The organism is Parafannyhessea sp., from assembly GCF_051876455.1.
Lineage (GTDB): Bacteria > Actinomycetota > Coriobacteriia > Coriobacteriales > Atopobiaceae > Parafannyhessea.
Genome location: NZ_JBJEHW010000129.1, coordinates 1 through 12,227, shown reverse-complemented (window position 1 = coordinate 12,227; position 12,227 = coordinate 1). Strand labels below are relative to the sequence as shown.

Sequence of the window (12,227 nt, the reverse complement as noted above, 5' to 3'; positions counted from 1 at the left end):
GGCGCGGACGCGCTCATGCGCGCGGGCGTGCGGCCCGACGTCTTCTGCGGCGACGCGGACTCCGCCACGAGCGACGCCGTGGCGTGGGCGCGATCCGTCGTGGGCCGCGACATCGCGTTCCCGGTGGAGAAGTACGCGACCGACCTGGCCCTGGCCATAGACTGCGCCAGGCACGAGGCCGCCCGCAGGGGCGCGCGCCTGGAGCTCACGGTCACGAGCGCCTCCGGCGGCAGGCCCGACCACGCGCTCGCGGTCATCGGCCAGCTGGCTGCCGCGGCGGACGCGTCGCCCCTGCTCGCGGAGGACGGCTTCAGCTGCCGCGTGCTCGGCCCGGAGGGCCTCGCCACGTGGAGGCTGGGCGGGGAGGACGTGGGCAGGTCCTTCTCCGCCATCGCCGTGGCGGAGGGGACCGTCGTGTCCGAGCGCGGGCTCAAGTGGGAGCTGGACCATCGCGCGCTGCCCCTCCTGGGGGACGAGGGCGTCTCGAACGTCGTCACGGCGCCCGACGCCAGCGTCACGTGCCACGCAGGCAGGCTGGCCTGCTTTCTGCTCAAGGGGTAGACGACGGCTGCGGCACGCCGTCACACAAGGCTTGCGCATCGCAAAGCCAATGGCCGGGGGAGAAGGACGGGCGTCCTTTCCCCCGGCACTCATATATATGGGATGACTGTGGGATGGTTGCCGCAAACGGGGAGACCGCCGCGATGATGGCGCTGCGTCGTCGCGACACAAAAAGGGAGGCCCTTCCGGGCCTCCCCAAATTAGCTGTGTAAGCTCTTCTCGCCGAAGCTACGCCTGGTAGGCGGAACGGGCGACGTTGCCCTTCTTGAGGCAGCGGGTGCAGACGTTCTTCTTGACGGGCTTGCCATCCTCGAAGACGGTGACGCGCTGGATGTTGGGCTTGAACTTGCGGATGACGGTGCGGTGGGAGTGGCTAACAGAGCGACCAGCAACAGCGTGCTTACCGCAGATATCACATACCTTCGACATTATTACGACCTCCAACGAGCGGCGCTTAGCGCCAGTAATCTCTCAAGTGCCGTGTAAATATAGCACAGCGCACGACTTATGCAAGCCGAGACCACGTCTTCTTGTGGTGGTTTTGTAGCGGCGACCATAGGCATTGTGGACCCGCAGTGTTGGATATTCTCCCATTTGGGGCGAATGTCCTACCAAACACGCATGGCGGGAGATTCATGCGGGGCGTTTGCGGGTGCCCTGCGCTATTATGTGTTGGAATCATGCCCAGCCGTGCCTGGGCCGTGGTCGAGAGGAGACTTACATGGCAAACGTCGTTCCCGGAACCCTCAAGGTGTCGAACGACTGCATCGCGGACCTTGCCGGCTACGCGGCGCTCGAGTGCTACGGCGTCGTGGGCATGGCCGTGACGGACCAGCAGGAGGGCGTCGTCCGCCTGCTGCCCACGTACCGGCTGCGCAAGGGCATCGACGTCTCGAGCGAGGGCGGCAAGGTCATAATCGACCTGCACGTGATCGTCGAGCAGGGCATCAACATGAGCTCGGTCTCGGACAACCTCGTGAGCTCCGTGAAGTTCATTCTGAGGAAGATCGCCGAGCTCGACGACGTCGAGGTACGCGTACACATCGAGGGGATGCGCACGCGCGCCTAGCGCCCGCGCCCTTGGCACCCAACAGGAATACGAGGTCATCCAGAATATGATTGCCAACGTTGTCCGAACCTGCTTCCCCATCGCGGCGAAGGTCGTCGCCGACAAGGCGGACGAGATCAACAAGCTCAACGTCTTCCCGGTTCCCGACGGGGACACGGGCACGAACATGTCCCTCACCCTCGGCACCGTCGTGGGCGAGATCGAGTCGCTCCCGAGCGACGCCTCCATGGCGGACATCGCGAAGGCCATCACGCACGGCTCCCTCATGGGCGCGCGCGGAAACTCCGGCGTCATCACGAGCCAGATCCTGCGCGGCGTCGCGGAGGGCCTCGCCGCGGCGAAGGGCCCGGACGCCACGACGGCCGACATCGCCGCCGCGCTGAGGAACGGCGTGAAGGTCGCGTTCAAGGCCGTGCGCAAGCCCGTCGAGGGTACCATCCTGACGGTGCTGAAGGACGTCTCCGCGAGGGCCGACCAGATGGAGAAGGCCAAGGCCACCCCGCAGGAGACCCTGGACGCCATCGTGGTCGAGGCATACGAGTCCGTGGCACGCACGCCCGATCTTCTCCCCGTGCTGAAGGAGAACGGCGTCGTGGACTCCGGCGCCTATGGCCTGGCCACGTTCATCGAGGCGTTCGTGAACGCCTATGAGGGCAAGGCGGGCGAGGTCTCCGACTTCAAGACCACCGTCGACTCCGCCGACGCGAAGAAGCAGGTCGCGAACGTCGTCGACATCGAGATTAACGACGACTGGGAGGGCTCGCAGTACCGCTACTGCACCGAGTTCCTGTTCCACGCGGACAGCCCGGACTTCGACGAGGATGCGAACCTCAAGTACCTGGCCTCCATGGGCGACTGCGAGCTGCTCGTGGGCTCGAACCCCGACTACAAGATCCACGTGCACACGAACCGCCCGGACCGCGTGCTGCGCCACATGCTGCACCGCGGCCAGATCTACAACGTCTTCGTGCACAACATGGACCTCGAGGCGCAGGAGCGCACCGAGTCCATCCGCGAGGACAAGCAGGCAGAGGCGCCCAAGCCCAAGGAGCCGCAGAAGAACCTCGGCTTCGTGGCGGTCGCCGCGGGCAGCGGCCAGGCGGACATCCTCAAGTCGCTCGGCGTGGACGTCATCGTCTCCGGCGGCCAGACCATGAACCCCTCGACCGCCGACATCCTGGGCGCCATCGAGGAGTGCAACGCGAAGAACGTCATCGTGCTTCCCAACAACGGCAACATCCGCATGGCATCCGAGGCGGCCGTCTCGGCCGTCGAGGGCATCAAGGCGGCGGTCGTGCCCACCAAGAGCGTGCTGCAGGCGTTCGCGGCCATGTTCGTGGCCGACCCGGACGGCAGCCTCGAGGACAACGTCGCGGACATGACCGAGGCCATCGGCGAGGTGCGCGACGGCGAGGTCACGACGGCCGTGCGCGACTCCAGCGCGGCGGACGGCACGCCCATCCACAGCGGCGACGTCATGGGCATCGAGGGCGGAGCGATCGAGGTCGTGGGCAACGACGTCGAGAAGGTCACCGTCGAGCTCATCAACAAGATGCAGGACGAGGAGGAGGGCGACACGCTCACGATCCTCGCGGGCTCCGACCTGTCCGACGAGGCGTTCCAGCACCTGCTGGACGAGATCGAGAAGGCCCAGCCCGACCTCGAGGTCGACTCCCACCGCGGCGAGCAGCCGCTCTATCCGGTCGTGTTCTCCATCGAGTAGAGAAGAGCTGGCATAGGTGGTGGGCAGCGTCCCGACAACCGCAGAGGTGGGCGAGAGGCTCTCGAGGACCTGCTCGCTCACGGATGACGTCTCGCGCCTGAGGTACGTTTCGGGCGCGAGACGCACTGCGTTGGAGCGACTTGGCATCACGCGCGTGCGCGACCTCCTCCTGCACGTCCCGAGCCGCTACCTCGACTTCACGAACGTGACGGACATCGCCCATGCCGACGTGGGACAGGTCGCCACCGTCGTCGCGACGGTGGACAAGGTCACGCTCAAGCGCCCGCGGCCCCGCATGCAGATCGTGGAGGTCTACCTGCTGGACCAGACGGGCGTGATCGAGGCGACGTTCTTCAGGCAGCCGTGGATAGCGGACCAGCTCAAGCAGGGCGACCAGGTGGCGCTATCCGGCAAGGTCACGTTCGGCTACGGCTTCAAGCAGATGAAGGCCCCGTTCTTCGAGGTGCTCGGCAGCGGGGACGACGTGGGCGACCTCGCGCGCATCCTGCCGGTGCACCCCGTGGGGGAGGGCATGTCCGCCGCGTGGATGAGGAGGATCGTCTCGGCCGCCGTGGCGGACGCGGGCGACGTGGCCGACTTTCTCCCCGCGAGGATCGTTGCGGAACATGGGCTCATGACGCTGGCGCGCGCCATCCGCGAGGTGCACTTTCCCTCGAGCATGGGGCTGAAGGAGCTCGCGCGGCGCAGGCTCGCCTTTGACGAGCTGCTCTGCCTGCAGCTCGCGCTGCGCACCCGGCAGCGGGTGGAGCTGGGCGGCGTCACGCCCGTCGCGCACGTGACGGACGGGCCGCGCATGGCGGCGCTGCTGGACGCCATGCCCTTCGAGCTCACGGACGAGCAGCGCGCCGCGGCCGACCAGATCCTTGCGGACATGGGGTCGGACCACGTGATGAACCGGCTGCTCCTGGGTGACGTCGGCACGGGCAAGACGGCCGTCGCGGCCGTGGCGCTCGCCGCCGTGGCGGACACGGGAAGCCAGGCCGCGGTCATGGCGCCCACGTCGGTCCTGGCGCGCCAGTACGCGCAGAAGCTCGGTCCGCTCCTGGACGCGGCGGGCATCACGTGGCGCCTGGTCACGGGCGCGACGGACGCGAGGGCGCGGCAGGAGGCGGCAGCGGCCCTGGCGACGGGTGACGTGTGCGTGGCCTTCGGCACGACGGCGCTCCTCTCGGACGACGTCGCGTTCCGGCGGCTCTCGCTCGTGGTGATCGACGAGCAGCACCGCTTTGGCGTGGGACAGAGGGCGGCGCTTCGCGAGAAGGGCGCGGGCGCCGACCTCCTGGCCATGACGGCGACGCCCATCCCCAGGACGCTCGCGCTGTCGCTCTACGGCGACATGCAGTGCTCGCGCATCACAAAGCGGCCGCGCGCCGGAGCGGGGGTCACCACAAAGTGCATCCCGCCCGAGAGCGCGGACCTCGCGTACGGCGCCATCCGCGAGGCGTGCGAGGCGGGCCACCAGGCCTACGTGGTGTGCCCCCTGGTGGACGAGAAGGACGATGGCTCCGAGCTCGACGACGTGCCGGAGGCGTCGCGTTCCGCGGCTTCCAGAATCCACTCCGCCGTGCAGACACAGCGCGAGCTCGAGCGCGGGGCCCTCAAGGGCCTGCGCGTGGGGCTGCTCACGGGCAGGATGTCCGCGGACGAGAAGGACGAGGCCATGGAGTCGTTCCGCCGGGGCGACCTGGACGTCCTCGTGAGCACGACGGTGATCGAGGTCGGCGTCGACGTGCCCAACGCCACGGTCATGCTGGTGTACGACGCGGACCGCTTCGGCCTTGCGACCCTGCACCAGCTGCGCGGGCGCGTCGGCCGCGGCGACTGGTCCGGCGAGGTCTTCCTGGAGTGCGCCGCCAAGCAGAACACGACGGCCCGCGAGCGGCTGCAGGCGCTGGAGAGGACGTCGGACGGGTTCGAGCTTGCGGAGCTCGACCTGAGGCTCCGTCACGAGGGCGAGGTGCTGGGCCTGCGCCAGCATGGCGGCGTCTCGCTCAGGCTCGTGGACCTTGCGGAGGACGCGGACCTCGTGGCCTGGGCGCACGAGGACGCCGAGCGCATCGTGGCAAGGGACGCGACGCTCTCGTCGGACGAGCTGCGGCCGCTCGCGATGGAGGTCCGCGACCGCTTTGGCGCATACTTCGAGGAGGTGCTCCGCGCATGAGGATAGTCGGTGGCAGGTGGAGGGGACACCCCCTCGAGGCGCCGGACGGGCGCGACGTGACGCGTCCCACCACGGACCGCACGAGGGAGTCCATGGCGTCCATGGTGCTCTCGGCCTTCGGGCTCGACCTCTCGGGCGTGAGCGTGCTCGACGCCTTCGCGGGCTCGGGGGCCATCGGCTTCGAGCTCCTCTCACGCGGGGCCGCGAGCTGCACGTTCGTGGACCGCGACCGCGGCGCCGCGGCGCGCGTGCGCAGGAACGCCCGCTCGCTCGGCGCGGAGGGCGTCTCGCACGTGCTCGCGGGGGACGTCTTTCGCCTGGCATGGCGCCCGGGCATGAGGGGCGCGCCCTTCTCGCTCGTGGTGCTCGACCCGCCGTACGCGGTGTCGAGCGCGGACGTGAGCCGCCTCGTAGGCGACCTGCGCGGATCCGGCCTCCTGGCCGCGCGTTCGCTCGTGCTGTACGAGCACGCGTCAAAGGAGCCGGGGCTGGCGCTCGCGGACGCAAGGAGGCTGCGCGAGAAGAGCCACGGCATCACGACGGTCGAGATTCTTGAGCTGGAGGAGAAGGACGCGGATGCGGGGGAGTCGCATGAAGTCTGACAGGATCGAGCGCGTTGTCGTGCCGGGTACGTTCGACCCGGTCACGTTTGGCCACCTGGACGTGATCGGCCGGGCGCGAAGGCTCTTCCCGCACGTCACGGTTGGGGTCGCGGCGTCGGTGGGGAAGAACGGCACGGGGCCGACCTTCTCGCTCGACGAGCGCGTGGACATGCTGCTCGAGGCGCTCGAGGAGTGCGACCTCACGGACGGCGTGGAGGTCAGGCCGTTCTCGGGGCTGCTCGTCTCGTTCTGCAAGGAGGTCGACGCCGGCGGCGTGGTCAAGGGCCTGCGCGCCATGACCGACTTCGAGTACGAGCTCCAGCAGGCGGACCTCAACAGCAACATGGCGCCGGACATCGAGTCCGTCTTCGTCATGTCCAACCCCAAGTACGGCTACGTGTCGTCCTCGATCGTGCGCGAGCTGGCGTCGCTTGGGACCGACGTCTCGTTCCTGGTGCCCAAGGTGGTGGAGCACCACCTGGAGGGGCACTATCGCACGCGTTAAATGTGCAGGTGTTGACGGCAGCTGGCGCTAATCTGATACTATAGGGCGACGCGGCCGCGGCGCGAACGCACCGTCGGGCCGCACGGAAGTCGAAAGGAGACCCGTATGCAACCGGGTGAGGAAATAGAGAGCCTGGTTGGCGAGATCGAGCAGATCGTGAGCGAGGGCAAGGTGCCGCTCACGGGCGGCAACCAGAAGAGGATCGTCAACGCCGACGCGATCTACGAGATCCTGGACGAGATTCGCGACAAGTTCCCGCAGGAGTTCGCCGACGCCAGGCGCATCGTGAAGGAGGAGGCCGAGACGCTCGAGCGCGCCCAGCAGCAGGCCGACGCCATCATCGCGGACGCCCAGCAGCAGGCCATGATCCTCGCGGGCGACCAGGAGGTCGTGCGCCTCGCCCAGCAGCAGGCCGACGACATCCGCGACAAGGCCGCGCAGTACGAGCGCGACACCCGCTACAACGCCGAGGAGTACGCGGACACCGTCCTCGCGCACCTCGAGGACAACCTCAAGTCCCTCACCACCTCGGTCACGCGCGTGCGCCAGACGCTCGACGAGAACTCCGGCGCCCGCAACCAGTCCAACGACGTCAACTGGTAGCCGCCATGCAGAAGGTCACGCAGATTCTTGACACCCGCCTCCAGGAGGCCGGGGACACGCTGCCCGTATCGGGCCATCTGGACGAGAAGGGCTACTCCCTGGGCGGGCACGACTTCAAGCTGCCCGAGGGAATCGACTACGACCTCGTGCTCACGAACGCGGGCGAGGGCATCCTTGCGACAGGCATGCTCCGCGCGCACGTCGAGGGCACCTGCGACCGCTGCCTCGGCAAGGCCGAGTTCGACGTGAACGGCGAGGTGGACGAGTACTACCTGTTCAAGGCGCCGCAGGAGCCGGTCGACCAGGACGATGACGACGACGTGGACTTCGCGCTCGTCGGCCCCGACAACACGATCGACCTCACGGACGCGCTCACGTCCGCGCTCCTGATGGAGACCCCGTTCGTCGTGCTGTGCCGGGAGGACTGCAAGGGCCTCTGCCCCGTCTGCGGCGCGAACCTCAACGAGGTCGACTGCGGCCACGGCGCGCAGATCGAGGCCGAGCGCGAGCGCGACCGCATGGACGCGAGCCCGTTCAGTGCGCTCAGGGACCTGCACCTGGACGACTAGCGATAGTCCGCGCGTCCCACGGCCGTCGCAATTGCGTCAAAACCGTGAGCATCGCGAAATTTGGCGTGGAGAATTGCTATCGCGCCACCCAGAGCGTCAGCACGTGGTATAGTCTCTTCTCGTGTGTTTTATGGAAGACCGCTCAGGCCCCAGAGGCCTGGCAAAGAGTGAGTCTAAGAGAGGTTCAAGATGGCAGTACCCAAGCAAAAGAAGGGCCGCGGCGCCACGCACACTCGTCGTTCGGCCAACAGCAAGCTCGCCGCTCCGGCACGTTCCGTCTGCCCGCAGTGTGGCGCACCTAAGCTTCCGCACCACGTGTGCCCCAACTGTGGCTACTACAAGGACCGCGAGGTCGTCGTGACCGAGTAGTCGTCATGAGAGACGAGGCCTAGGAGGCCGGCCCTTCTGGGGTCGGTCTCCTTTCGTATGGATGCGCCGCGGCGCGACCTTGAGGAGGAAGTCATGTGTACCATCTGCGTTGACGCAATGGGTGGAGACAGGGAGCCGCAGGTTGTCCTCGACGGCGTCGAGGCGGCGCTCGCGCAGGACCAGGACCTCAAGGTCCTCGTGGCAGGCAACGAGGACGTCGTCGCACCGTTCTGCGAGAGGCACGACCGTGCCACGGCACTCGTGACCACCCAGACCATCGGCATGGGGGAGCACCCCACCGAGGCCATCCGCGAGAAGAAGGACTCCAGCATCGTGAGGGGCCTCGCCGCCGTGCGGGCCGGGGAGGCGGACGGGTTCTTCTCCGCCGGCTCCACGGGCGCGATATTCGCAGCGGCGACGTTCGGCGTGGGCAGGATCAGGGGCATCAAGCGCCCGGCCATCGCCTGCGCCGTGCCGGGCCTTTCCGGAAAGAACACCGTGTACCTGGACATGGGCGCAAACGCCGACGTCCGTCCCGAGATGCTCGTGCAGTTCGCGCACATGGGCCGCGCCTACTCGAGGATCGCCCTCGGCGTCGAGGATCCCAAGGTGGCGCTCCTCTCCAACGGGTCGGAGGACACCAAGGGCTCGGAGGCCGTCGTGGCCGAGCACGAGGCGCTCGCCGCGGCCGGCGGCGACACGTGGTTCGTGGGCAACTGCGAGGGCACGGACATCCTCACGGGCCGCTTCGACGTGATCGTGACGGACGGCTTCGCGGGCAACGTCGCGCTCAAGTCCATCGAGGGTACGGCAAAGTTCATCATGAAGCGCGTGATGAACGCCACCAAGGAGTCCAAGCGCGCGCTCCTGGGCGCGGGGCTCCTCAAGCCGGCGCTCAAGTCGATCGCGGCGGACCTCTCGGGCGACGCGTATGGCGGGGCGGCCCTGCTCGGCGTGAAGGCGCCCGTGTTCATCGGGCACGGCGCGACGTCCGTCGAGGCCGTCAAGCACGGCACCCTGGCGACGGCCGCTGCCGTGCGCGGCGAGCTTGTGGACAAAATCGCCCACACGATTGCCGAGGAGCGCTAGCAGGGTACAATCGTCGTGTATGGCACCATCAAAATCAGAAGGAGCCCACATGGAACGCTCTGAGATCGCCCAGAAGGTCGAGGCCTGCGTGCGAGACGCGCTGGGACTCGCGGATGACGTAACGCTTGACGAGTCCACCACGCTCAAGGACCTCGGTGCGGACTCCTTCGACCAGCTCGAGATCATGGTCGCGCTCGAGGAGGAGTTCGACATCAAGCTCGAGGACGCGCTCGACGGGGCTGACATGTCGTCGATCAACACGATCGGCCAGACCGTCGACCTCGTGCAGGGCCAGCTCTCGTAGGGCACCTAAGGGGATACAGGGATTTGAAGATTCATCAGAGGGTGGCGGCAGTCGAGAAGATCTGCGGCCACGAGTTCAAGGACAAGACGCTCATCACGTCTGCCATCACCCATCCGTCGGCCGTCGAGGGCAAGCCCGTCTCGGCGTCGTACGAGCGGCTCGAGTTCCTGGGCGACTCCATCCTGGGCGCCATGGTGGCGACGGACCTCTTCGAGCAGTTCCCCGCCATGGACGAGGGTGGGCTCACGCGCATGAAGATCTCGCTCGTGAGCGGCAAGACGCTCTCGGACGCGGCGGGCAAGCTCGGCATCGGCGACGTCATCGTCTTCGGCGAGTCCGAGAAGGGCACCGGCGCGCGCGGCATGCACTCCGCGCTCGAGAACGTGTACGAGTCCATCGTGGGCGCTCTCTACCTGGACGCCGGCTTCGAGGTGACGCACGAGTTCGTGAAGGAGACCCTCACTCCCTACATGTCACCCAAGCTCGCCGAGAGGCCCCTCTCGCCCAAGTCGCGCCTGCAGGAGGTGACGCAGCGCGACATGCGCTGCGCGCCCGAGTACAAGCTCGAGGGCGAGGAGGGCCCCGCGCACAAGCCCACGTTCACCTCGGTCGTCCTGGTGGACGGCAGGCGCGTGGGCAGGGGCACCGGCTGCTCCAAGAAGGAGTCGGAGAGCGCCGCCGCGCTCGATGCGCTCGAGCGCATGGGCTACCAACAGAAGCAAGAGTAGCCCCGACGCAGAAAGGTTTCCGTCCGACGTGTATCTGAAGTCGCTCACCCTCAAGGGCTTCAAGTCCTTTGCCGACAAGACGCAGCTCGTGTTCGACCCCGGCCTCACGGTCGTGGTCGGGCCCAACGGCAGCGGCAAGTCGAACATATCGGACTCCATCCTCTGGGTCCTGGGCGAGCAGAGCGCCAAGATGCTGCGCGGCCAGGCGATGGAGGATGTGATCTTCTCGGGCTCCTCCGGCCGCCAGGCCGTGGGCCTCGCCGAGGTCACCATCGTGCTCGACAACACGGACCGGACGCTGCCCATCGACTTCTCGGACATCGCCATCACGCGGCGCATGTACCGATCGGGCGAGTCCGAGTACCTCATCAACGGCGCCCCGGCGCGTCTGCGCGACATCACGGACATCCTGCACGACTCCGGCCTCGGCAAGGACACGCACTCCATCATCAGCCAGGGCAAGCTTGACTCCATCCTCGCGAGCCGCCCCGAGGAGCGCCGCGAGCTCGTGGAGGAGGCTGCCGGCATATCCAAGCACCGCCGCCGCAAGGAGCGCTCGGAGCGCAAGCTCAAGGCGATGCAGGACAACCTCACACGCGCCAAGGACATCGAGCGCGAGATCAACCGCCAGCTCAGGCCCCTCGAGCGACAGGTCGACAAGGCTCGCCACCACCGCGGCCTCACGAAGCAGCTCGACGAGCTCGAGACCACGCTCCTCGTGGACGACCTGCGCCAGCTGCAGGACCGCTACGGCGTGCTCACGGAGCGCGGCAAGGAGGCCGACGCCGCCATCGAGCTCGCCCAGTACCGCCTGGACGAGAAGAACCGCGACCTCGAGAAGTACCAGTCCCTCCTCGAGCAGAAGGGCATCTTCGTGGGCGACCTCGGCGAGCAGCGCCGCCGGATGCAGGACCTCCTCGGCAGGATGGACTCGGACATGCGCCTTCTGGAGGAGAAGGGCAAGAACATGGTCTCGCGCCTCTCCGAGATGCGCATGAACCTCTCCGCCATGGAGCGCCAGTCGCGCGAGGCGTCGGAGGAGCACGAGCGCGTGGCGGGGGAGTATTCGGACGCCCGCGTGAGGGCCGACGAGCTGCAGTCCCGCGTTGCGGAGCTCGGTCCGGCCGCGCGCGAGGCGAGCGAGCGCAGGCGCTCCCTCGGCAAGAGGGTCGCGCAGCTCACGGCCGACGTGCGCGCGTCGCAGCGGACGGCTGACGCGGAGACGCTCGCCTTCGCAAAGGCGCGCGACCAGATCTCGAACGCCGAGGTCGAGGACCAGATGTTCGAGAGCCGCCTCAAGCAGATCGAGGATGGCGTCAGGACGGCCACGGAGGCGCTCGACGGGCGCAGGGCCGACGCGAGGCGCCTGGAGGACGAGCTCGCCCGCGCCCGCGAGGCCGAGGACGCGGCCGTCGCCAAGATCCGCGACCGCAAGGACGCCGTGTCCCGCGCGCGCTCGGAGGAGGGCGACGCCCGCGGCAGGCTCTCCTCGTCCAAGGCGACGCTGAGGGCGCTCGAGGCAGTCGAGGCCCAGACGGAGAACGCGAGCAAGCTCGTGGCGGCGCTCTCAAAGCGCCAGGCTGACGCCATCGAGTGCCGCGTGGCGGACCTCTTCGAGGCGCCGCAGGAGCTCGAGGGCATCGTCGAGGCGCTCCTGGGCGAGGACGTCCTCGCACTCGTGGCAAGGGATGCCGACGGCGTCGCGACCCTCGTGGAGGCGGCGCTCAAGTCGGGCGAGAAGGGCAGGGCCACGGTCGCCGCGCTGTCCGAGGGTGGCGCTTCTCGCCCCGTCGATGCCCCCGGCAGGGGCATCGTGGACGAGCTCGCCGTGCGTGAGGACGCGCGGGGCCTCGTGGACGCGCTCCTGGGCGACGTTCGCGTGGTGGACGACGTCCGTGCGGCGCTCGACGCGCACGGGAAGGC

Annotated in this window: 14 protein-coding genes; 13 read left to right on the top strand and 1 reads right to left on the bottom strand. The window is 68.0% G+C overall.

What is annotated here, in order from left to right:
• Positions 1-561, top strand: a 561-nt coding sequence (locus tag ACI38Z_RS05725) for a thiamine diphosphokinase (protein ID WP_439789232.1), incomplete at its 5' end; no start/stop codon positions are given.
• 228 nt (positions 562-789) lie between these two features.
• Here the strand turns inward: ACI38Z_RS05725 and rpmB are convergent.
• The gene (rpmB, locus tag ACI38Z_RS05720; RefSeq protein ID WP_439789231.1) at positions 790-990 is read right to left on the bottom strand and encodes a 50S ribosomal protein L28; all 201 of its coding nucleotides are present in this window, start codon (positions 988-990) and stop codon (positions 790-792) included.
• A gap of 292 nt (positions 991-1,282) precedes the next feature.
• On the opposite strand from rpmB, the gene ACI38Z_RS05715 reads away from it, so the two are divergent.
• The 12 genes from ACI38Z_RS05715 to ACI38Z_RS05660 all read left to right on the top strand — a co-directional run.
• Positions 1,283-1,630, top strand: a complete 348-nt coding sequence (locus tag ACI38Z_RS05715) for an Asp23/Gls24 family envelope stress response protein (protein ID WP_439789230.1) — start codon at positions 1,283-1,285, stop codon at positions 1,628-1,630.
• A 46-nt stretch (positions 1,631-1,676) separates the two neighbouring features.
• On the top strand, positions 1,677-3,353 hold the full coding sequence (locus ACI38Z_RS05710; RefSeq protein ID WP_439789229.1) for a DAK2 domain-containing protein: 1,677 nt from the start codon (positions 1,677-1,679) through the stop codon (positions 3,351-3,353).
• A gap of 19 nt (positions 3,354-3,372) precedes the next feature.
• A complete protein-coding gene (gene recG / locus ACI38Z_RS05705; protein WP_439789233.1) occupies positions 3,373-5,535 on the top strand; it encodes an ATP-dependent DNA helicase RecG in 2,163 nt (720 codons plus the stop codon).
• On the top strand, positions 5,532-6,137 hold the full coding sequence (locus ACI38Z_RS05700; RefSeq protein ID WP_439789228.1) for an RsmD family RNA methyltransferase: 606 nt from the start codon (positions 5,532-5,534) through the stop codon (positions 6,135-6,137). Before recG ends, ACI38Z_RS05700 begins: the two co-directional genes overlap by 4 nt.
• Positions 6,127-6,642 (top strand): pantetheine-phosphate adenylyltransferase, encoded by a 516-nt coding sequence (gene coaD, locus ACI38Z_RS05695; protein ID WP_439789227.1) that lies wholly within the window; start codon positions 6,127-6,129, stop codon positions 6,640-6,642. The genes ACI38Z_RS05700 and coaD overlap by 11 nt, the downstream gene beginning before the upstream one ends.
• A 105-nt stretch (positions 6,643-6,747) precedes the next feature.
• Positions 6,748-7,245, top strand: coding sequence for an ATPase (locus tag ACI38Z_RS05690; RefSeq protein WP_439789226.1), 498 nt, complete (start codon positions 6,748-6,750; stop codon positions 7,243-7,245).
• Positions 7,246-7,250: 5 nt separating this feature from the next.
• Positions 7,251-7,814, top strand: coding sequence for a YceD family protein (locus tag ACI38Z_RS05685; RefSeq protein ID WP_439789225.1), 564 nt, complete (start codon positions 7,251-7,253; stop codon positions 7,812-7,814).
• Between the two features lie 189 nt (positions 7,815-8,003).
• Complete coding sequence (gene rpmF / locus ACI38Z_RS05680; RefSeq protein WP_009279317.1) at positions 8,004-8,183, top strand: 50S ribosomal protein L32; 180 nt, start codon at positions 8,004-8,006, stop codon at positions 8,181-8,183.
• A 93-nt stretch (positions 8,184-8,276) separates the two neighbouring features.
• A complete protein-coding gene (gene plsX / locus ACI38Z_RS05675) occupies positions 8,277-9,272 on the top strand; it encodes a phosphate acyltransferase PlsX (protein WP_439789224.1) in 996 nt (331 codons plus the stop codon).
• Between the two features lie 49 nt (positions 9,273-9,321).
• Positions 9,322-9,576 (top strand): phosphopantetheine-binding protein, encoded by a 255-nt coding sequence (locus tag ACI38Z_RS05670; RefSeq protein WP_439789223.1) that lies wholly within the window; start codon positions 9,322-9,324, stop codon positions 9,574-9,576.
• A 23-nt stretch (positions 9,577-9,599) separates the two neighbouring features.
• Positions 9,600-10,304: a ribonuclease III gene (rnc, locus tag ACI38Z_RS05665; protein ID WP_439789222.1), complete on the top strand. Its 705-nt coding sequence runs from the start codon at positions 9,600-9,602 to the stop codon at positions 10,302-10,304.
• 28 nt (positions 10,305-10,332) lie between these two features.
• On the top strand, positions 10,333-12,227 hold a 1,895-nt coding region (locus tag ACI38Z_RS05660; RefSeq protein WP_439789221.1), incomplete at its 3' end, for a chromosome segregation SMC family protein.